Source organism: Alcaligenes sp. LTN-3, from assembly GCF_059735605.1.
Genome location: NZ_JCAPDN010000003.1, coordinates 708,406 through 730,426, shown reverse-complemented (window position 1 = coordinate 730,426; position 22,021 = coordinate 708,406). Strand labels below are relative to the sequence as shown.

At 50.7% G+C, this 22,021-nt stretch carries 20 protein-coding genes; 6 read left to right on the top strand and 14 right to left on the bottom strand.

The genetic code is table 11. The annotated features are described in order from the left end of the window. Positions 1–139 precede the first annotated feature (139 nt). Entirely contained in the window at positions 140–2,032 is a 1,893-nt protein-coding gene (locus AC6I6N_RS16230; RefSeq protein ID WP_249460296.1) for an acyltransferase family protein, read from the bottom strand. A gap of 569 nt (positions 2,033–2,601) precedes the next feature. Between AC6I6N_RS16230 and AC6I6N_RS16225 the strand changes: the two genes are divergently transcribed. After that, positions 2,602–3,648: an LPS O-antigen chain length determinant protein WzzB gene (locus tag AC6I6N_RS16225; RefSeq protein ID WP_249460298.1), complete on the top strand. Its 1,047-nt coding sequence runs from the start codon at positions 2,602–2,604 to the stop codon at positions 3,646–3,648. Between the two features lie 61 nt (positions 3,649–3,709). Next, positions 3,710–4,981, top strand: coding sequence for a sugar transferase (locus AC6I6N_RS16220; protein ID WP_249460300.1), 1,272 nt, complete (start codon positions 3,710–3,712; stop codon positions 4,979–4,981). 6 nt (positions 4,982–4,987) lie between these two features. On the opposite strand, the gene AC6I6N_RS16215 is transcribed toward AC6I6N_RS16220, so the two are convergent. The 11 genes from AC6I6N_RS16215 to AC6I6N_RS16165 all read right to left on the bottom strand — a co-directional run bounded on the left by AC6I6N_RS16215 (position 4,988) and on the right by AC6I6N_RS16165 (position 15,557). After that, a complete protein-coding gene (locus tag AC6I6N_RS16215) occupies positions 4,988–5,794 on the bottom strand; it encodes a glycosyltransferase (protein WP_249460302.1) in 807 nt (268 codons plus the stop codon). Beyond that, positions 5,794–6,984 (bottom strand): O-antigen ligase family protein, encoded by a 1,191-nt coding sequence (locus AC6I6N_RS16210; RefSeq protein WP_376912639.1) that lies wholly within the window; start codon positions 6,982–6,984, stop codon positions 5,794–5,796. Before AC6I6N_RS16210 ends, AC6I6N_RS16215 begins: the two co-directional genes overlap by 1 nt. Continuing rightward, the gene (locus tag AC6I6N_RS16205) at positions 6,981–8,084 is read right to left on the bottom strand and encodes a glycosyltransferase family protein (protein ID WP_406611566.1); all 1,104 of its coding nucleotides are present in this window, start codon (positions 8,082–8,084) and stop codon (positions 6,981–6,983) included. The genes AC6I6N_RS16210 and AC6I6N_RS16205 overlap by 4 nt, the downstream gene beginning before the upstream one ends. A 43-nt stretch (positions 8,085–8,127) precedes the next feature. After that, positions 8,128–9,252, bottom strand: coding sequence for an N-acetyl sugar amidotransferase (locus AC6I6N_RS16200; RefSeq protein WP_497943659.1), 1,125 nt, complete (start codon positions 9,250–9,252; stop codon positions 8,128–8,130). Beyond that, positions 9,249–10,010 (bottom strand): AglZ/HisF2 family acetamidino modification protein, encoded by a 762-nt coding sequence (locus tag AC6I6N_RS16195; protein WP_249460310.1) that lies wholly within the window; start codon positions 10,008–10,010, stop codon positions 9,249–9,251. The genes AC6I6N_RS16200 and AC6I6N_RS16195 overlap by 4 nt, the downstream gene beginning before the upstream one ends. Next, positions 10,007–10,624 carry an imidazole glycerol phosphate synthase subunit HisH gene (gene hisH, locus AC6I6N_RS16190; protein ID WP_249460312.1) on the bottom strand — a complete coding sequence of 206 codons (618 nt, stop codon included), beginning with the start codon at positions 10,622–10,624 and terminating at the stop codon, positions 10,007–10,009. The genes AC6I6N_RS16195 and hisH overlap by 4 nt, the downstream gene beginning before the upstream one ends. Then, a complete protein-coding gene (locus AC6I6N_RS16185) occupies positions 10,621–11,868 on the bottom strand; it encodes a lipopolysaccharide biosynthesis protein (RefSeq protein ID WP_249460316.1) in 1,248 nt (415 codons plus the stop codon). Before AC6I6N_RS16185 ends, hisH begins: the two co-directional genes overlap by 4 nt. A gap of 39 nt (positions 11,869–11,907) precedes the next feature. Continuing rightward, positions 11,908–13,002 (bottom strand): DegT/DnrJ/EryC1/StrS family aminotransferase, encoded by a 1,095-nt coding sequence (locus AC6I6N_RS16180; RefSeq protein WP_497943658.1) that lies wholly within the window; start codon positions 13,000–13,002, stop codon positions 11,908–11,910. Next, positions 12,999–13,589 (bottom strand): UDP-2-acetamido-3-amino-2,3-dideoxy-D-glucuronate N-acetyltransferase, encoded by a 591-nt coding sequence (gene wbpD / locus AC6I6N_RS16175; RefSeq protein ID WP_249460321.1) that lies wholly within the window; start codon positions 13,587–13,589, stop codon positions 12,999–13,001. The genes AC6I6N_RS16180 and wbpD overlap by 4 nt, the downstream gene beginning before the upstream one ends. Beyond that, positions 13,586–14,533, bottom strand: a complete 948-nt coding sequence (locus AC6I6N_RS16170) for a Gfo/Idh/MocA family protein (protein ID WP_376912633.1) — start codon at positions 14,531–14,533, stop codon at positions 13,586–13,588. Before AC6I6N_RS16170 ends, wbpD begins: the two co-directional genes overlap by 4 nt. Positions 14,534–14,762: 229 nt before the next feature. Next, positions 14,763–15,557 carry an O-antigen ligase family protein gene (locus AC6I6N_RS16165; RefSeq protein ID WP_497943657.1) on the bottom strand — a complete coding sequence of 265 codons (795 nt, stop codon included), beginning with the start codon at positions 15,555–15,557 and terminating at the stop codon, positions 14,763–14,765. Positions 15,558–16,374: 817 nt separating this feature from the next. Between AC6I6N_RS16165 and rfbB the strand changes: the two genes are divergently transcribed. From rfbB to rfbD, 4 genes are read left to right on the top strand one after another with little or no spacing between them, the layout of a single operon-like run. Further along, entirely contained in the window at positions 16,375–17,481 is a 1,107-nt protein-coding gene (gene rfbB, locus AC6I6N_RS16160) for a dTDP-glucose 4,6-dehydratase (RefSeq protein ID WP_346731733.1), read from the top strand. Then, positions 17,478–18,344 carry a glucose-1-phosphate thymidylyltransferase RfbA gene (gene rfbA, locus AC6I6N_RS16155; protein WP_125277959.1) on the top strand — a complete coding sequence of 289 codons (867 nt, stop codon included), beginning with the start codon at positions 17,478–17,480 and terminating at the stop codon, positions 18,342–18,344. The genes rfbB and rfbA overlap by 4 nt, the downstream gene beginning before the upstream one ends. Before the next feature lies 1 nt (position 18,345). Continuing rightward, on the top strand, positions 18,346–18,885 hold the full coding sequence (gene rfbC / locus AC6I6N_RS16150) for a dTDP-4-dehydrorhamnose 3,5-epimerase (protein WP_094197895.1): 540 nt from the start codon (positions 18,346–18,348) through the stop codon (positions 18,883–18,885). After that, complete coding sequence (rfbD, locus tag AC6I6N_RS16145; protein WP_497943656.1) at positions 18,882–19,874, top strand: dTDP-4-dehydrorhamnose reductase; 993 nt, start codon at positions 18,882–18,884, stop codon at positions 19,872–19,874. Before rfbC ends, rfbD begins: the two co-directional genes overlap by 4 nt. A 284-nt stretch (positions 19,875–20,158) precedes the next feature. On the opposite strand, the gene AC6I6N_RS16140 is transcribed toward rfbD, so the two are convergent. Both AC6I6N_RS16140 and atpD read right to left on the bottom strand, forming a co-directional pair. Beyond that, the gene (locus AC6I6N_RS16140; protein WP_094197897.1) at positions 20,159–20,581 is read right to left on the bottom strand and encodes a F0F1 ATP synthase subunit epsilon; all 423 of its coding nucleotides are present in this window, start codon (positions 20,579–20,581) and stop codon (positions 20,159–20,161) included. A gap of 12 nt (positions 20,582–20,593) precedes the next feature. Then, positions 20,594–22,015: a F0F1 ATP synthase subunit beta gene (gene atpD, locus AC6I6N_RS16135; protein ID WP_094197898.1), complete on the bottom strand. Its 1,422-nt coding sequence runs from the start codon at positions 22,013–22,015 to the stop codon at positions 20,594–20,596. Positions 22,016–22,021 lie beyond the last annotated feature (6 nt).

The window sequence follows — 22,021 nt, the reverse complement described above, 5'->3', positions numbered from 1 at the left end:
CTCGTGAAACAGGCGAAAACTGAAGCTTAAACCTGTTGGGGAGACGCATCTTTATTTGCTAATAACCAAAAGGCATTAAAATTAGTTTCTTTACGCCCTCTACTCCGATGTCTACCTGACAGATCTAGCAGTCGATCGCTCACTCTTGTCTGGAAGCAAACAAACGGTGCCCCTCCTGAGTAAACAGTTGCCCCAGCGCGGCAGAGCCATAAACATTCAAATGGTTATTATCGAAATAAGCCATGCGCCCAGCGTACCGGCCCTGCTCGGCAAACGGACGAGCCACCGCCCCCACGTCAACCCAGTACACATTGGGAATACGATCAACGATCTGCTTGATAACCGCATTGGCGACCTGTGCCTTTTCTCCTGGCGCACGGTCAATATGTATTCCCAAACGGCTAAAAAGCTCTTGGCGAATGGGGGAAACCGCAAGCTCGGGGACATCCGACAACACATAAACCGGTGTGGTCGCCGCCATGCTTCGCAAAGTATGTTCGAGTTTTGACAGGTAATCGGGGTCGGCTGCCTCAGGCTCTTTGCCCAACTGATAAGACCAGAAAGAAGTAAAAACGACTGCCTCATAGTGCCGATAGGCTGTCGCGACATATTCCTTAAGATTCGTGCAAGGTTCACGCGAAGATTCGGGCAAAACATTCTCATTAAAACCAAAAACTGGAGAACAGGAGCTGCCTGTTACCACGTACGCCTGCCAACCTTCATTACGCCCGACCTCGTCCACAAACGAGTTCAAGGCCGCCGCATGAGAATCACCCGTCACCAATATACGCGGGGTTTGCTTCGGATCGCCACGCAAACAGCGCTTGTCAAACGTGCCATGACAAACATCAGTGCCATAACTCAGCAATGCAGAGTCAAGACCCAAAGAAGGCTTGATCGCCTTCAAGCCTAGCCCCAAGCCGGCCAAAGCAAAGGCGGGGAGTAAAAACAAAGCCAGAAAAGCCATCATAAACCCGATATTCAAGCGTTTGCAGCGCTGCTCCACCAGTCTGTAAGTCACATAAGCCAGAATAAACATACAAGGCACTGCCACAAGCAACCAGCTGACAGGCAAGACATAGGTGCCATAGACATAGCGCAAATACGCCAAAACAGGCCAATGCCATAGATACAAGGAGTAGGAGATCAAGCCTACCGCGACCAAATAGGGCCTCTGAAAGACCCGCATAAGCCAGCCGTCGGCCGCCTGTTCCGAGCGTCCGCCATAAATGAAGAGTCCAGCTCCAATACAAGGAATAAGGGCATTGAGCCCGGGAAAAACAGACTGCTTGTCTAAGATCAACAGCCCCCCCACGATCAGCACGATCCCCACTAGCTGGAACAAATGGCAACCCCGCCGGGGACTGTACACGGGCAGAAAAGCAAATAAAGCGCCTATCAGCAACTCACTGAAACGCAAACGCAGTAAAAAATAAACAGAGTCACCGGCATGGGTAGACAGCAAATAATACTGACTATAAATAAACCCCAGCGCCACAGCACACGCCACAAAGACAGTCAAGGAAAGATCCAGCGCTTTCTTGCCAAATCTGGAAAAAAATCTGAAAGCCAGAAAAAAAACAAGAGGCCAGATAAAATAAAACTGTTCCTCTACAGACAAGGACCAAATATGCAACAAAGGTTTTTCATCGGAAGCAATATCAAAATACCCTCCATCTTTGGAAAAAAATTGGTTAGCCAAAAAAGCGGAAGAGTAAAGAATAGAATAAAAAAGCCGATCAAAATCCTCAGGCAGAAAAAGAAAAAAAGCCGCTAACAATGAAAAAAACAAAACAATATAAAGGGGTGGCAATATTCTTCTAATTCTTCTCTTATAAAAACTCAAGAAAGAAAATCGCCCCTCCGTTACTTCACTTTTTATGATTTGACTTATTAAGAAACCTGAAATCACAAAAAAAACGTCTACTCCGATAAACCCCCCGGGCAACCAATCAGAGTTCAGGTGAAAAGTCAGGACTGATAGCACAGCCAGGGCGCGTAGCCCATCTATGTCACTTCTATATTTCATCATCTTATTCTTGCGACCAAGACCGCATCAGTCCTGTATAAAATCCATCAGACCACTGTTATATTGAGTGCACTAGGATAGATTTGCCAAAGCACTCTTTTGCTTTAAACCAGCCTCAGCACCCTGTCCAGAACACCCCACATCGGTCAATCACACTGTCACTTCAATACAACAGATGCAGTGACAAAAACCACCCAGACACGCTCTTACAACCCGCAACAAACACTATCATTGCAGTTCGTCTTTACTTGCTAAGTTTCTCTGATAAGTTAGCGCCAAACGTCCGTCTTCCGCAGATGGGACATCATTATTGCTCAAGCACTCCCGCACTGAGTCATTCACTTAGTTTGTCATGTCACTCTGCCCTGACGGTTTCGGCCAATTTGTAACACATTGGGTTTTCTAATTGATATGCCTGAGCAACGATCAGGTACTACCGTTTTATAAGGCCCCAACTTCACAAAAAAGCTCGATAAAAAATTTCGAAAACAAACGTTTTAAACCCATTGAGATTAGAATTGAAGTTTAAGTTCTTCAGTTCAGCAGAACGTTGACTACAATCCGGAGAGTGCGTGAACACTGTTAGCCAAAACCCTGAAGCCAATACAAGAAACATTAGCCTGAGCGATATAATAAAGCTGTTTTGGAAATCAAAAAAATTAATTCTAACCATCACCTTGCTCTGCACCTGTCTTTCAATTGGCTATTTAGTAGTAGTACAACCGACCTATCAAGCCACCACAAGGATTTTACCCCCTCAGGCAAGCGATTTAGCCGAGTATGTGGAGAGCCTATATACCATCGATAATGGAATTTCTGAAAAAAATATTCCGCGTGAACTGGACTCAACGCATGTTTACGAGATCTTCTACACTAATCTCAAATCAGTTTCAATAAAGAATCAATTTTTATCGCAATACTACCTGCCTCATTTTTCCCCGAAAGATGAGCTCGAAGCCGAGCAGGTTGCAAAGCGTTTGGAAAAATCATTAAGTATTACAGGCTCTGCAACAGAAGGCAGCAGTCTGAATGTATCCATTAAAGCGAAAGATCCAAAACTGGCTGCCCAGTGGGCCAATGACTATACAAACCTTGCCGTTCAAGCCACCCATACCGAACTACTCAAAAACCTGCAAAGTGAGATAATCGCAAAAAAACAAAGCACCGAAAACCGGATAACAACGCTGCGCAAACTGGAAAAGGACCTTCAGGATCTGAAAATAGGCCGCCTCCAGGACGCCTTGGCCGTGGCCAAAGCCATGGAGCTTGAAGCTCCTATGCTAGGCACGACCGTTATCACGCTGGACAACAGTCCCAGTAATGAAAGCAGTTTTATGCGTGGTACACGGTCGCTACAAGCCGAGATCGACGTGCTGAGCAAACGCAAGGACCAGGACGTTTACATTGCCGGCTTGCCCAAGCTGCTAACACAGCAGGCCGTGCTGCAAACACTCAATAGCACTCCCGATTTCACGGTAGCCCGGATCGATATGCTTGCGCAGCCGCCTTATGAACCGGTCAAGCCAATCAAACCATTGGTCTTGCTGATAGGGATTATTTTCGGTCTATTTCTGGGGATGTTTGTTGTACTGATTATCAGTGCAATCAGAAATGATTGAAAGCTGCTGTTTGCCATCGCGCTTACATGTAGCCTTTCACCACCATATACGACCGCAGGATATGAATACCTTACCTAACCGCCGCTTTCAGAAAAAACACGAGCAAATCCTGCTCTCCTCGCCCTTCCTGCTGTTTGTAGGCTGGCTGGTTTCCGTTGTTTTGCCTACCGCCCTGCATTGGGGCTGGAAAGGCTTGCTGACTCCCGATCTGGGCCAAAAAACGGCCCTGATCGTGGCCTCCATCGCTTTTGTCATTTGCCACTTTGTTGTACGCAAAATCAACACTTCCTATCCCGGCGGGCAATCGAGCATGTTCATTGCACCGCAGGTCATCACCATTTACGTGCTGGTCGCGCTAGTCTCCTTGCTCTTAACGCTGAACCTGTCCCGCTTTATCTTGCTCACTAGCGGTGCCTGTGCCTTGCTCTGGTTTTACCTAGAACATTTCAGCACACAAAAATATCGTCGGCTAAAGCTAGCCGTTATCAAAGGGGGAATGAGCGATCATCTATTTGAGTTAGACAATGTTGACGCCCGAGAACTGACGACGCTGGATTTACAAAATGTCCGTTACGATGCGGTCGTGGCGGACTTTAACGACCTGAGCAAAGATGATGAACGCTTTCTAACACAATGTGCGCTCAGGCGCATTCCTGTCTATGACGCCAGCTTGGTCTATGAGTCGCTTTCAGGGCGTGTACGAATCAACCGTATGTCCGAAAACAACCTAGGAGCCTTGTTACCCACTAAAGTCTACGAGACCACCAAGTTGCTGATGGACCTGGGGATCGTTCTGCTGTCTTTGCCTATCGTGTTACCCATCGGTCTGCTCACCGCCCTGCTGATCAAGCTGGAAAGTCCTGGGCCAGTCATTTATACCCAGCAACGCATTGGGCTGGGAAATAAAGAATTTACTATTTATAAATTCCGAAGCATGCGCTTTGATCGCGAGCAACCCGAGCAGTTCGCCGGTGAAGACGACCCTCGCATTACCCGTGTAGGCAAAATCATTCGCAAACTACGTATTGATGAACTTCCGCAGTTTCTAAATATCATCAAAGGCGAAATGAGCTTGATAGGTCCCCGTCCCGAACAACCCAACTTTGTCAGGGCGTTTGACGAGCAGATACCGTTTTACAACTATCGCCATGTAGTCAAGCCTGGGATCACAGGGTGGGCACAAGTGCGACAAGGTTATACAGACGATGCGGACGCCACCCGCATCAAGATCGAACATGACTTCTATTACATCAAGAATTGCTCAACCTATCTGGATCTGCATATTGTCTTTCTGACCATCAAAACCATGCTCACCGGTTTTGGCGCCCGCTAGGCAAGCTTAGCGCAGCAATTTCAGATAAATGCGCTCCCGCACGAAGGGCGGCAACAAACGGGCTGGGGTACGTTGTAAACAATTAAGCAAAAAACGCCCCAGACCAATAAAGCCTAAAGAATAAAACGTATACTGCGCGGCAATTTCCTGCCGCGCGTAGCGCCATCCGCCCCGACGGCGATACATGGACAGATCGGTACGGGCACGCACCAACGGTTGCTGAATATTCATCCCCTTTGCTCCCGAGAGCAAAAGACGCACCCACAAAGCGTAATCCTCGTAAAAATATTCATTCCCATAACTGCCGCAACGCAACACCGCATCTTTCCGGTACATCACCGTCATGTGGTTGAACGGGTTTCGTCGCTGCCCATACTTCATGATTTCCTCATGACTTTCGGGAGCTGCCCGATAACTGCGAATACGCTGCGGATCCTCGGCAAACTCAGCAATCGATGAGCCGATAATATCGAGTTGCGGATCGCGTTCCAACTGCTCGAGTTGACGTGCAAATCGCTCCGGCTCATTAATGTCATCTGTATCGAAACGGGCTACCCAGGGATGAGTGCAATGCTGCAAACCTATATTTAACGCTTTGCCCAAACCCACGTTCTTTTCCAGCGGTACAAGCACTATCGGCAAACTCGTGCGATAGCGCTCCACCAGTTCGCTCAGCTCTGGACGTACAGGGCCATCCAGAACCAGCACCACCTCATCGGGCTGGCGGGTGGAGCTCACAACACTGTCCATCGCCTGCTCGAAATTGGAGGCCTTTTCACCGTTGTACAAGGAAAGAAGCAAAGAAAACTGCATTAGGAAGCCTTAGAGTGAGTAGCAGGCAAAGGCAAGGAAGCCAATGCCGCCAAAGCAAACCAGATATAGGGATACAGATAGCTGCGGGCAGCCACAATGCCGAACAAGCAGAAAAACAAGACCGCCAGCACGGTTTGAACATGATGCTGCCGTATGGCGCTAAACACCCCACTCATGAGCCCAGCCACGATAATGCCAATCAGCCCCAGCGCAGGGCCAACTCCGTAAGCACTCAGGAACGAGAGATAATTATGCGCATAGTTTCCCGTCACCCCCGTGGCCACGACATCATACATATAGCGTCCCAAGACCCAATTACTGCTTAAAAAGTCCAGCTCCTGTCGCATCAGCTCCAGGCGGCCAGACAAGGACGAGTCGTTCTCAAAAAGAAAGAGCCTGACCATGCGGTGATCCGGTCCGAGCCAGTCAACGAGCCAGGGTCCCAAGGCGACCAGTAACAGCGCCGACAACAAAAACACAAAGATGGCAGCCACTTTGTTCCTGACAAACATCACAGCCACACAGGCCAGCACAAACGCCAGAAAAGAAAAGCGGGAATTCAGAAAAAACAGCACCCAGAAGCTGATGACGAACAAAACAATTAAATGGCTACGCTGCCTGACAGAGACTACTGTCAGCAAGGCCACAATCGCATAGCAGTCGGACAAGGTCAGATAAATACTGGCTTCAACAATATTTTTGTGAAAATCCTGCCCGATATACACATAGCTAAAGATATAAACCACACTAGAAAATATCCAGCTGAACTTCACCGCAGCAGCGACTCCCGGAGACTGTTCGGCATACCATTTCCCCAACAGCACCAATAGCAAAGGCGCTACCCCGGTATTGGAAAAGTACCTAGACAGAGTCCACACATCGACATGCTGCAGCAAGCTGGAAAACTGCACAGCCTGAATCAGCAACACCCACATCAACAAGATTGAGACCGCGGCAAACAGCGGTTTTCCCCTGACATCACGCGCATGGAACGCAACCTTGCTGACCAGAAGGGACAGCAACAAGCCCACGCACAGCAAATAAAGAACACTGACATTGATCCTAGGGAAACCAAACATCGTTTCCAAAAACTTCCACACGGGGCCAAACGCAAAGAAAGCAAAGAAGGAGACCTGCGCCACCAGACGGTAAAGCACATCAATTTCAGTGCGTAATGGTTCCGAATTCATGAATGCCTTGCCTTTTCCTGTTCGGTCAGCGCCCCGGTCAAGCCCTCCAGCAAACTAGTCTTGGCAATATAAGCCTGGGCCACCTGGCTGACTTGCGCCCGGTCTGCCAAACGCACGGCGTGTGCGTAGTCCAATAGTGCAGCCACGTCCACAGGCCCCTGGCAATAAAAGGGAAAAGCCCGTTCAAAGACATCCTGATGCCCCGAATACACCGGCAAACCGAGCATAAGATACTCCCGCACCTTCAAGGTACAGGCTTGCAACATACCTTTCCGATCCAAAGCGAAAGAGCTCAGCCCGACCCAACAGCGCTGCGCCAGAGCAGAAATCTCATCCGCACTCAAGGTTCCATGCAACACAATGCGTGGATCTTTCTGGCAACGTACCAGATCCGCCTCAAACACAACGCCCACAATGTGCAAACAAAAATCGGCCTGACTGCGCCCCAGCGCGTCCAACACAAGATCCAAGCCGTGCCAGTCATAAAAATGGCTGGCCACAAACAAGAACTCGGGCCGATCCTGACGGTGATCCGCCATAATCTGGCCGGTGTACATCACCCCGTTAGGATAGGTATAGGTATATTTCCCCGCTTGCCCGGCACGCTCAGACTCGTAGGCACTGAGCTCAGGCGTCACACCTATTACCCCCGCAGCGCGGCGAATTGACCACCGCCCCAACACCGATTCAGCATAGGAGCGTAATTTGCCCAGCACCCCGCCCCCGGCCAGCTCATCCAGCTCTTTAGTGTGATGTACCAGATAAACAGGCTTGGGACAGGTTCGGATAAACAGATACTGAAAGGGGTCATGCACACTATGGCGCAAGACAAACACATCAATATCGTCCTGCGCGCGCAGCCAACGGAGATAACTGAGACGAAATGCCACCCAGGCCCAGGCGAGCCGCCACTTGCTGTGACCATCGACCTGCACTCCCGAATCCACTCGGATCAAGTCGGGAATTCTGGCATCAGGCGCAGAAAATGCACGCGTGCGCCAGGACAAGCCCAATTGGTCTGCGGCCTGTTGCTCCCAGGTCATCTGAGCAACAATGCCATTGACCGGACGCAATAGCATCGCAGAGTGTAAAAACCGCATATTCCAACCTTTATCTCAAGCCTTGCGCCCACACACTACTAGATCAGGAACGACCAAGCACACGTTTATACAGCTTGGCCATCCATTTCCAACGCGCCAGGTCACTGGGGTAATAGTCATGAGCCACCGCAGGAGCTTTGATATAAGCGTCCAGCTGAGCGGGAGTCCAGCCCATTTTCTTCAGAAAATACTGCTTGTCCTCATCGAGTTCCCTCTGGCTGTGGTAGGGGATTTTTGCCAGATCGGCCAAGGCTTCATCCCGGCTCATTTGCCCTGTTACGATCAAGGTACTCATGTGCACGCGACGTTTATCAACCCCAAATTTCTCGGGCAGGATATAGCCCTGATAAAAGCGAGTGAAAATCGACTCGTAATGCTTGTAAGGATACGGCTTATAGGAATAACGCTCATGCAATTGCTGCATGGCAGAGAACTTGTTGAACTCCATTAAGTCCAGAATCGAAACCCAGCGTATTTTCTGTATGACGGCATAGCGTATGTACTCGCCAATGCCAAACAAGGGAAAGGTCTCGATTTTCACATCACTAAAACGTTTGGCGATGCTGCGAAGATTTTTCTTGTCGAACTTGAACCAGTTCCAGCTCTCGGGAATCTGCATCCCCTCCGTGGCCTCATTGGTCCCGGCCAGCAAATGCTTCAAGCCATATTTGGCCGCCTGCTGGTAATTCACTGCCGTCATCGCGTTATCGTATAAAAGCTCGATATCGACAACATTGGCGTCAAAAAATGCCTGCATCAGCTTGCGGTATTCATGCCAGTCAATCACATGGGTATACAGATCCACGCCCAGACCATTGATCAGATTCTCAATATTGTTCTGCGCAAGCTCGGAATTCCAGCCGTTATCCATATGCACAGCCAGGGGACGCAAGCCCAGCTCAACAGCCTTGACCAGTACCCAGGAGCTGTCTACCCCACCTGAAACCCCGACAATGCAGTCATAAGGCTTACCTTTGCCCTGTGCCTTGACCTCGGTCACCAAGGCCTGCAAGCGACGTTCTTTTTCTTCCGGTGCCAGCCCCAAGGTGTTCTTGGTGCCTGCCTCCAGGTCCGTGCAGTAGTTGCAGACGCCGTCACTGTTGAAAACAATGTCGCGTGCGCTGGTGTCCATCACACAGCGCGAACACACCTGGTAATGTTGATTCATTCAATATCATCCAAAGAGTCAAACTCGGCCCGTTTCGGGTAATTGATCAATACCGCACGGTGTGGGCCTTTGAATACAAACATGGCGCCGGCCGCAACGGCTGAAGCGCCGGCCTTCAACGCCAGGTTGAAATCGTCCATCGAACGAGCTCCGCCCAAGGCCACTACGGGCACCGGCAAGCGGCTGGCGACCGAATGGATCAAATCCAGATCGTAGCCGTCCATCATGCCGTCATGGTCTACTGCACTCAAGAGGACTTCCCCTACTCCTGCATCAACCCGTTCAGCCAAATAATCGTAAATAGGGCGGTTCAGCAATTTACCCGACTGCGAACTATACAGCTTGGGCTGCTTGAGCCAATTTTTTTTAATATCAACACCCAACACCACACTTTGCTGGCCGTACACCCGGGCAATATCCTGTATCAAGCGGGTATCATTCAGCACAGCCGACTGCAAACTGACCTTCTCAATGCCCAGATCAAAAATCCGCTCGACCTGCTGCATATTCTGGATACCGCCTCCGTACGTCAAAGGCATAAAGCACTCTTCGGCAAACAAACGCACTACATCTAGATCGGGGGTTGTACCTGCGCTGGAGGCGCCGATATCCAAAACGACCAGTTCATCGACCTCCTTCTCGTTGAAGATACGAATCGCATTGGTCGGGTCGCCCACGTATTTAGAGTCCTGATAGCGGCGAGTTTTGACCAATCCTCCATTTTTCAAAGAGAGAACGGGGATAACGCGAGGCTTCATACGGTCTCAGCCATAAAGTTCTTCATCAATCCAAAACCAAACTGGTGGCTTTTCTCAGGGTGGAACTGCACTCCCATTACATTCTCACGTTGAAAGGCAGCTACAAAGGTGCCGCCATAGTCGGCCGTAGCCAAAACATCCTGAGCGCAAGCGGTCTCGACCTTGTAGGCATGAACAAAATAAAAGCGATGCCGGCGCTCACCTTCTTGTAACAAGGGGTTCGGCTTGGCGATATCCACTTCCGACCACCCCATGTGAGGAATCTTCAAGGGACGTTCGGGCGTGCTTTGAAAGCGCCGTACATGAGCGTCAATCCAGCCAAGGCCGGGCAAAGTGCCCTCCTCGCTGGCACGGCACATCAGCTGCATGCCCAGGCATATGCCCAATACTGGTTTTTTATCCTGCAGGGCATATTGTTCCAGAACAGGCAAAAGCCCCCGATCATGCAATTGCTGCATACCGTGGTCAAAGGCCCCCACGCCCGGAATAATCAAACGCTCAACAGCCATGACCTCCTGCGGGGCAGAAACCTTGCAGGCCTCTCCTCCCAGCTTTTGAATCATTCGGATGACCGAGTTAATGTTGCCACAACCATAGTCCAGGATGCCGATCATAAATTTGCTCGCTGTTTGTGCGATTCACCACAACTATATCGATACGAGATGGCCAGATACACCATATACAACAAGGCGTAAGACACCGAGTAAATGAGGATCGCCGCAGATTCCGTACCTACGTAACTCAATACACCGTAGGTCATGGCCAGCAGACATATCTGCCATATCAGATCGACTTGTTGTTTGTTAAAAATATATATTACGTAACTTAGCGGGCTGGCGATGAAACGCAAGGTAAACATAGGGATCAGCAACACGCTCATCAAGCCCGCGGGACGCCACTCTTCACCAAAGGCAATGGCAAAAACGGGTTCCGACAAGAAATAGGCTCCTATTGCAAAAATGACGGATCCGGCGCCTAAAACCCAAAACGTGCGCACGTACTCATGGCGACACTCGCCTCGCTCACGAAACGCCATGGATGCCTGGCGTTTGAACACATCCAAAACGGCTTTGCCAAGAAAGGACAAAGGCAGCCCCAAAACGCGTATGACCAGCGCCAAGTACCCAGCACTCTCTGCCCCAAAACGATGGGCAACAATCATAATAGGCAACTGAATTGCCAGAGCATTGATAAAATCAGCGGGTAAGGAATATGCCAGAAACTTCCGATGACGTCTGGCATACGCCAGCATCAAAGGCCGCCAGCGTCGCATCCAGCGCATGGACACTGGCAATAACCACATGCAATACGCTTGCGCCAACAGCAAACCTAGCGCATACGACATCGCCAGTGCAGTAGCAGTAGGCCAAAAGACACCGGCTACAATCTGCAAAACCACCACAAAAATCGACTGAGCCACCCGCATCATATTCAACTGACGAAAGCGCCCTTCTGCTGCAGCCCAGGATTGCCAAGCCTGGTTCAATGCGAACAAGGTGGCACAAGGCACCAACACAAGCAACAGCATCAAGGTGTCAAAGTAGTTGTAGCCGGTCAACACATGCAGCGAGCCCAACACAAGCAGCACAGCAATAGCTGTCAGCAGTGTCGTAACCAGAACGGCAAAAGCAGCGACGTTACGAAAACGCCCGTCCCGCTCCAAGGCCAATGACACTTCCAGACGCCCCGTCACGGCTGTCGATAAAATAATGACAATACCCAACCAAGCAGAGAACAGACCAAACTGGCCTGGGCCGAACTGACGGGCAATCAGCAACGCACCCAGCACAGGAATTACCTGAGCGATCGCCGATCCTGTAAAGACGGAGAGTACAGTTTTCCAGTAACTATTTTGCATAAAAATGGCTGCGAAATTAAGCCGCAGCCTTAAACGAGATTAAAGCGGTACGCATGCCTGTAGCGCTTGGACGATATGATCCATATCGTCGTCTTTCAGGTAGGGCCCCATGGGCAGACTCAGGACCTCAGTCGCGATCAGGTCACCCACCGGCAACACCGCATCCAGATCCTGCACAGCGGGCTGTCGGTTCAAGGGAATGGGATAATGCACAGCAGTGGGAACACCCGCTTTAAGCAAGCTTTCCTGCACCTGATCACGCTGTTGAACCCGAATCGTGTACTGAGCATACACGTGCCGGTTATGAGGTTCCGCAAACGGCGTACTCTGAATGCCAATTGCCTGCAAGCTGGTCTGATAACGTTGGGCCACGCGCTGCCGCATTTCCAACTCTTCGGACAAGATCGCCAGTTTGGGCAGCAAAATAGCCGCCTGCAAGGTATCAAGACGACTATTGATACCGATACGGATATGATGATAGCGTCGATCCTGTCCATGACGGGCAATCTGGCGCATCACCTTTGCTAGACCTTCATCATTGGTAAAAATCGCTCCACCGTCCCCGTATCCCCCCAAGGGTTTGCTAGGAAAAAAACTGGTACAAGCGACCGTCGTCAGGTTACAGGAATAACGCCCTTTGTAGGTTGCACCGAAACTCTGGGCCGCATCCTCAATGACGGCTAGGCCATGCTTGGAAGCAATCGCATTGATGGTGTCAAAGTCTGCGCACTGACCATACATGGACACCGGAATAATCGCTTTCGTACGAGGCGTGATCGCCGCTTCCAGCAAGACGGGGTCCAGATTGTAGGTCAACGGCTCCACATCCACATAAATTGGTTTGGCACCCAACACAGCCACCGTCTCGGCAGTAGCCACATAGGTAAAGCCGGGAGTGATCACCTCATCACCTGGCCCTACACCCAAAGCCATCAACGCAATTTGCAAGGCATCAGTGCCATTGGCACAGCTGATGCAATACCTGGCTTGCACATAATCAGCCAACTTTTCTTCCAACTCTGCCACTTCAGGGCCAAGAATATAGCGACCATGCTGTAAAACCTGTGCAATACCCGCATCAATCTCCGACTTGATACGCGTTTGCTGAGCATGTAGATCCGTAAATTCAATCATTGCTGATGGACTTCCCGTTTAATCAAACGATCATTGTGCAACTCATAGATAGCTCCTGAATGCGGGCAGACGCACTGTCCCGTCCCTTTCAAAGGCAAATCCAGTTGCTCTCCAAATTCACTCATCCAGCCTTTGTGACGAGCAGGTACACCCACCATCAGAGCGTAGTCCGGCACATCCCTATTGATCACAGCCCCGGCCCCCACAAAAGCAAATTTGCCTACGGTTACACCACAGACAATCGTGCAGTTCGCGCCCAATGTCGCCCCAATACGCACCAGTGTGTCGCGATACTGATCCTTGCGCTCAATTAAGGATCGTGGGTTGTAGACGTTGGTAAAGACCATGCTGGGGCCACAGAATACGCCCTCTTCCAAAGTGACATTGTCGTAGACGGAGACATTGTTTTGAATCTTGCAGTTGTCCCCTATCTGCACCTTGTTGCCCACAAAGACATTCTGGCCTAGCGATACCCCCGCCCCGATCCTGGCCCCTGCACAGACATGCACAAAATGCCAGACGCGTGAACCCGGCCCTATCTGTGCGCCTTCATCAACAATGGCTGACTCGTGTTTGTAATAGCTCATTTTTTCAAGAAGGGGTGGTAATCACCCTGCAAAGGCAAGATGTCAGCAGTGCGGATAAACTGCACAGTCGAGATTGCCGTGCGGTTTTCTTCCAAGCCAAAGCCACGGCCAGCCAGAATTTCTTCGTAACTACGTGTGTGCAGATCGGTAAAGCCACCCGAAAACTCGATTTCCTCGCCATCTACCGTAATGGAACGGAATGTGCGCATGCCTTTTTCCTGGGCCGATTCAGGCACGTCTTCTACATCAATAGACAGGAACCACCGCACACGTGCGTTTTCATATTCCAGAAAACCCGCCGCTTTGCTGTCCGTACGAGTATGCACCACGTTACGCTGCAAATCACCAAAAATAAAATGCAGCATATCAAAAAAATGTACCCCAATATTGGTGGCAATACCGCCCGATTTTTTAACATCACCTTTCCACGACTGGTGATACCAGTTGCCACGAGAGGTAATATAGGTTAAATCAACATCGTATTTATCTTTTTTATCTTTATTATTTAAAACTTTTTCCCGCAGTTCGATAATTGCGGGATGAACACGCAATTGTAAAATCGTATTTACTTTACGCCCCGTATCGCGCTCAATATCCAATAGGCCATCAATATTCCAGGAATTGAGCACCAGTGGTTTTTCACAAATTGCATCCGCACCAGAGCGCAGAGCAAACCTCATATGAGAGTCATGCAGATAATTGGGCGAACAGATAGACATATAATCGACCGCCTCACCCGTTTTCGCACGGCTGAGCTTGTCGATATAACGGTCAAAGCGTTCGAATTCTGTAAAAAAATGAGCATCGGGAAAGTGGCTATCGATAATGCCTACCGAATCATTCGGATCCATAGCAGCAACCAGCAAATTACCGGTCGCCTTGATCGCCTGCATATGACGAGGTGCGATGTATCCACTTGCACCAATGAGAGCAAATTTCTTCATTTTTCCTAGTGTTTCTTAAAAAATTTAAAAGCTGATGTTTTGACTTTAGCTAACAATATGGAACGTCATACTCTACCGAAAAATTCTTGAGTTTTTAAAAATTGCGCTTAAAAACACCATCAAAAAATAGAACCTTTTAATTACCATCAGTTCCAAAAGGCAATATTTGATATAAAAATCTGCTTATAAAGAGCCGTTTACCCTCAGATAAAATCTTACCTAAAAACGTTCAAGCATTTCCAACATGCAAAGCAGCACGACGACGCTGATGAGTCAAACTTATCAGAACCGCCAAAGACATCAAAAAGAACAATAAGGTGTTATTGCGAATCAACATTATTTGCGTTTGCCCGTAAATAATGTAGCCGCCTATCAAGCATAAACCGCCTAAGGCATAACTGCGTAATACAGAATCAGCGTGACGAATAAAAGACAGAAAATACCATGCCGCGCTGAACATCAGAAGCAGCAGAAACAACAAGGCAACGCCCCCATACAACATCCAGACTTCAAGAAAAGTATTGTGGGTATTGGCCAAGCCCGCAGGCACTGATCCGATCAATCCTGCTTCATTCTTTTCTTTCAACATCTGGCGGAATTGAACCTCTCCAATACCCATTACGGGGCTATCTTCAATGGCGTCCCATGCGGCTTCCCAAATCGCAAACCGGGCTCCCAAAGAACTGTAGCTACTGGCCCCGTTGGCTTGGTACTCAGACAAGTCCGTATAAACCTGTTCCATACGGGTTTTGACAAGGGGCGATTGAAACACCAGAGCACCGGCAACCGTGCCGAGCACGGCCACAGCGATTGCACAGGCCATCACATTGCTGCGGCGCAAATAAGCCAGCAAAAACAGAATGATGAACAAAGGAATGGCCACCCAACCGCCACGCGTACCCGAGTAGTAAGAACCCAGCAAGCCACAGAGCATCCCGATGGCCAGGAGCACAAACCACAGGCGCCGATGAGCGTGAGGATTACCGATCACCCAACACAAGGCCACGCCCAACAGTATCGCCATACTCAACGACAGATTCCCAAACTGAATTGCCCCAGTAAACCCAAAAGCCTTGAACTCACCGACTTGCCACATTTTCCAAAAAGCCACTACCAATCCACTGATGGCCCCCAACAACAAGCCAGCCCATAAAGCCCCCGGCTTAGGCGGAAAATGACACAAACATAAAATCAACAAGGCTCCAAAAGCAAATTTGACAGGAACCTCAAAGCTGCGAGCATAACTGCCATGCCAGACTGTCACCCCTATACTGATGCCTGCAAAAAGCAGCATGCACACCACTATGAGCTTTTCCTGCCTCTCCAGAGAAATCGCTGACAGAGCCGGGATTTTCCACAGCGAAAAAAGGACCAGTGCTCCCATCACGTACGAGTACATGTCCTTGGTGGACAACAGGCTTGCATAGAATAAGAGCACAAGCCCAGATGTCAAACGATTGCCTGGACCAGTCAAAAGAGAAGGGAGAGTCATATGCGACGAGACGAAAAAGGCCTAAAACGACGGTAAACGATACTCGTACTGACTGGGACTAGAACAGCTTCGGGGTCTCAAGGACTGCGACAGGGTCTGTCTAACCAAGCAAATAAAAGCGGCGTAACAAATTATAATCGCCGCAACACCCAGTGAGCCGTTCAAAGATAGCAACTAAACGTGTAACTTGCATGCCTAGCATCGACTTGTACACGTCCGATCAATAGCCCCTGACCGAAAACTCAAAAAATGCAGACTGACGCTCCAGACCGGAATGTCTGCTATCTTGCGAACTGGGTTAAAGCAAACACTTGGCCGCCTCCCCGCCCCCCCGAGGGTTTACCATATCATGACCGTTGCGCAGCTCACCTCCTACGCGCTCACTAAAACTATGCGTATTCTTGTGACAGGCGGAGCCGGCTTTATTGGCTCCGCGCTTATCCGGCACGTGCTCCAAACCAGCGACCACCATATCCTGAATGTCGATGTCTTAAGCTATGCCGGAAATTTGGGGTCACTGGCTCAGGTGCAAGGACACCCAAACTACACGTTCAGTCAAACCAATATTTGCGACGCTACACAGATAGCCATGCATTTACAGCAATTTCGACCGGACATCATCATACATCTAGCCGCAGAGTCACATGTTGACCGCTCCATCGATGGCCCTGCCCAGTTTATTCAAACCAATATCGTTGGTACATACACATTGCTTGAACAAAGCCGCCAGTACTGGGAAGGACTGAGTTCACAAAACAAGCAAAATTTTCGCTTTCATCATGTCTCTACTGATGAAGTCTATGGCGATCTAGGCAGAACCGATGCACTCTTTACCGAAATGACCGCCTACAATCCCAGCTCCCCCTATTCGGCCAGCAAAGCCAGCTCAGACCATCTAGTGCGAGCCTGGCATCGCAGCTATGGTCTGCCTGTTGTTCTTAGTAACTGCTCGAACAACTACGGCCCCTATCAATTTCCGGAAAAACTGATCCCACACATGCTGCTTAGCGCACTGAAGGGACAACCCCTACCCGTTTACGGGGCAGGCGATCAAGTCAGAGACTGGCTTTATGTTGATGATCACGTCCGGGCTCTTATTGCCGTCGCAACCCGAGGAAGAATAGGTGAAACCTACAATATTGGCGGCAAGCAGGAGAAGAAAAACCTGGATGTTGTCCAAGCCATCTGTTCTATTCTTGAGGAGTTACACCTCGGCAAACCAGCCGGACTGGCTCGTTACTCTGACCTGATTACCTTTGTAGAAGATCGTCCCGGTCACGATCAACGCTATGCGATCGATGCCAGTAAAATCACGACGGAGCTTGGCTGGCAGGCTCAAGAAAGTTTTGAGACAGGCCTGCGCAAGACTGTACTTTGGTACCTTGAAAACACCTCTTGGTGGGAACGCATCTTGAACGGCGCCTACCGTCTGGATCGTCTGGGAAAACAAGCTTGAAAGGAATTGTATTGGCAGGTGGCTCGGGCACGCGCCTGCACCCTATCACTATGGGTGTGTCCAAGCATCTACTTCCGATCTACGACAAACCTATGATCTACTATCCCTTATCCGTGCTGATGCTGGCGGATATCAGGGAGATTCTGATCATCTGTACCCCAGATGATTTACCAAACTTCCGAAACTTGCTGGGTGACGGCTCACGCTTTGGTATTGAACTCTCCTATGCGGAGCAAGCCTCACCAGACGGCCTGGCCCAGGCCTTTGTAATTGGCGCCAATTTTATCGGCTCAGATTCTGTGTGCCTGATCCTAGGGGACAATATTTTCTACGGCTATGGTTTTAGCCAGATGCTGCGTTCGGCTCGTACTCGCCCTCATGGCGCCACAATTTTTGGCTATCCCGTCAATAATCCCGAAAGCTTTGGCGTAGTCGAAATGGATGCTGCGGGCAAAGCAATCTCCATTGAAGAAAAGCCAGCCAAACCAAAATCGAACCTTGCAGTGACAGGTCTATATTTTTACGATAATCGCGTTGTGGATATCGCCCGCCAAGTCACCCCATCTACTCGTGGTGAACTGGAAATTACCGACATCAATAATGCCTACCTGCACCTGGATGATCTGCATGTTTCCATCCTGGGGCGAGGCTTTGCCTGGCTGGACTCCGGCACTCACGAGAGCCTGATGGAAGCGGGCTCTTTTATTCGCACCATTGAACATCGTCAAGGTTTGAAAGTCGCCTGTCTGGAAGAAATCGCATTCAATCAAGGTTGGCTATCCCGACAAGCCCTGACAACACAGGCCCTGGCCTTGGAGAAAACGGGCTACGGCCAATACTTGGCCCGCTTGCTACAACAGTAATATGCGCACGCACACTACCCATTTACCCGGCGTTCTGATTATTGAGCCTCGCGTATTCAACGATGAACGGGGCTTTTTTAAAGAAAGCTTTAATGCGGCACGCTATCAAGCGGTAGCCGGGATAGAAAGTGCCTTTGTCCAAGACAATCAGTCCTACTCCAAAGGCTCCGTGTTGCGAGGCCTGCACTTCCAGAGGACCAAGCCTCAAGGCAAGCTGATCAGCGTCACGAGGGGAGCCATCTTTGATGTTGTCGTAGACATAAACCCTGGCTCCAGCACCTTCGGGCAGTATGTGGGGCTGGAGCTTAGCCAGGATAATCATAAACAGCTCTGGGTTGCCCCCGGATACGCACACGGTTTTTGTGTACTAAGCGACAAAGCCGACATCAACTATAAATGCACAGACTACTATCAGCCAGACGACGAGGGTGGACTCGCGTGGGATTGCCCACGTTTGGCCATCAACTGGCCAATTCAGAACCCTGTGCTCTCGGCCAAAGATAGGTCACACCCCGGACTTGAGCAGTTCCTGCTGCCATGATACGCATCTTGATAGCCGGAGGGTATGGGCAAATAGGCCATGCATTTGCTGGCTACCAAACACGGCCCTGGCCCTCTGCATGTGGCAAGCACATAACTGACCTTGATCATACGCCTTCCCTGCCCCCGCTGGCCGTATCAACATCAGCGCTGAAACTTATTCCGCTAAGTCATCAGGAGCTGGACATTACTCAAGCTGGCTCCATTGCTTTGGCATTGAAACAGCATCGTCCTGATGTCGTCATCAACACAGCTGCCTACACCGCTGTCGACAAGGCAGAGTCCGAACCAGAGACAGCACATCTGATCAACGGTATAGCTCCCGGCCTTCTGGCCGCTGCCTGCGCCGAACGCGGCATAGCACTTATTCATGTCTCCACTGACTATGTGTTTGACGGCCTGGCAAGCCAGCCCTATGCCGAAGATGCTCCTACCTGCCCTGCCAGCGTCTATGGACAAAGTAAGTTGGCGGGCGAGCAAGCAGTCCTGACCGCCCTGCCCTCGTCCATCATTTTGCGCACCAGTTGGGTATTCAGCCAGTTTGGAAACAACTTTCTGAAGACCATGCTACGCCTGGGGCGGGAACGCACTGAACTGAGCATTGTTGATGACCAGATTGGTGGCCCTAGCTACGCGCCACATATTGCTCAAGTGTTACTTCAACTGGCAGAACGGCTGTGTGAGTCCAAACAGGGCACCGGCAAGCAGCAGTCCCCATCAGGCATCTACCATTTCGCAGGCCAACCCTCTGTAAGCTGGCATGGCTTTGCTCAAGAAATCTTTGACCAGGCAGTCAAACTTGATCTGCTGGCACAAGCACCAACGTTGACCGCTATCTCTACTAACCAGTACCCAACACCTGCCAAGCGGCCGGCACAATCTAGTTTGCAACAAGGCAGGCTGGATGCTTTGCTAGGGGCACAAGCTATCGAAAGAGACTGGCGGCGCGGCATCAAGCAAAGCCTGCTTGCCCTGAAACAGATGCGGTGAATCATGCCGCATGACTGCAACAGGCCAAACTGATGGTGTGCTTATTCTGTGCTGCGATAGCTGGGTCCAATAAATCAGGCACACCAACTGCCACTTGGTATCCCCGCCCATATCTCTGACATAGTCGCCGCTGAGGCGGGCGGGCGCAGTTGCAGTTGCAGTTGCAGTTGCAGTTGCAGTTGCAGTCAGAAAAAGTAGATATTCAACCCCACCCTTCTGTCTACACCAAACACAAAAAAACCACCCCTAAGGGTGGCTTTTTTGCGGATGCTACCGACTTGAGATCAGTGCTTGCGCACGTCACGCAGGCGTCGTGCTGCGGCAGCTTGAGCGGCCAGCATGGCCAGCTCGGCTTCCACAACAGCGATGTCGGCCTTGTCCTTGGTGTTGCGCAGGGCCTCTTCCGCATGTTTGCGGGCTTCCAGGGCCTTTGCTTCATCCAAGTCGTGTGCGCGAATCGCGGTATCCGACAATACAGTGACTTTCCCAGGCTGAACCTCGAGTATGCCGCCAGCGACAAAGATATGCTCTTCGCTGCCATCGTCCATAACGATCTTCAGCGTGCCGGGACGAATCCGCGAGATCAGTGGAGTGTGTCCGGGCAAAATACCCAGCTCTCCAGCCTCGCCGGGCAGCGCCACGAACTTTGCCTCACCGGAAAAGATCGATTCTTCGGCACTGACCACGTCAACATGAAGCTTAGCCATGAGTAATCCTTATTACTGAATAGTCTTGGCTTTTTCGAAAGCCTCGTCGATGGAACCGACCATGTAGAATGCCTGTTCTGGCAGAGCATCACACTCGCCGTCGACGATCATCTTGAAGCCGCGCAGGGTTTCAGCCAGTGGAACGTACTTACCAGGCGAGCCGGTAAACACTTCTGCCACGTGGAAAGGCTGAGACAGGAAGCGCTGGATCTTACGAGCGCGGGCAACAGCCTGCTTGTCTTCTGGAGACAGCTCGTCCATACCCAGAATGGCGATAATATCGCGCAGTTCCTTGTAGCGCTGCAGCGTTTGCTGAACACCGCGAGCCACTGCGTAGTGCTCTTCACCCACAACTTGTGGGTCCAGCTGACGGCTGGTGGAGTCCAGAGGATCCACAGCGGGGTAAATACCCAGAGCAGCAATGTCACGAGACAACACAACGGTGGAGTCCAAGTGCAAGAAGGTCGTAGCAGGCGATGGGTCAGTCAAGTCATCGGCTGGAACGTAAACGGCCTGGATGGACGTAATCGAACCGGTCTTGGTGGAGGTAATACGCTCTTGCAGCTTACCCATTTCCTCGGCCAGCGTAGGCTGGTAACCCACTGCGGAAGGCATACGACCCAGCAGAGCGGACACTTCGGTACCGGCCAGCGTGTAGCGGTAGATGTTGTCCACAAAGAACAGGATGTCACGGCCTTCGTCACGGAACTTCTCGGCCATGGACAGACCGGACAGTGCCACGCGCAGACGGTTGCCTGGAGGTTCGTTCATCTGACCGAACACCATGGCCACTTTGGACTCGCTCAGGTTGTCCATCTGGATAACGCCGGCATCAGCCATTTCGTGGTAGAAGTCGTTACCTTCACGGGTACGCTCACCCACACCAGCAAACACGGACAAACCGCTGTGTGCCTTGGCGATGTTGTTGATCAGCTCCAGCATGTTCACGGTCTTGCCCACACCGGCACCACCGAACAAACCAACCTTACCACCCTTGGCGAACGGGCAAACCAGGTCAATCACTTTAATACCGGTTTCCAGCAGTTCCACCGAAGGCGACAGTTCGTCGAACTTGGGGGCTGCCTGGTGAATGGCGCGACGCTCGTCAGACTGGATAGGACCAGCTTCGTCGATCGGGCGACCCAGAACGTCCATGATGCGACCCAGGGTGCCAACACCCACAGGTACGGAGATAGGAGCGCCCGAACCGGCCACTTCCATACCGCGACGCAGGCCGTCGCTGGAGCCCATGGCGATGGTGCGAACTACACCGTCACCCAATTGTTGCTGTACTTCAAAAGTCAGGCCTTTTTCTGCGAAAGCCGAACTTTCGTCAACGAGAGTCAATGCTTCGTAGACTTTAGGGATGCTGTCGCGGGGGAACTGAATATCCACCACGGCGCCGATGCACTGAACGATGGTACCGTTGCTCATGTTGAG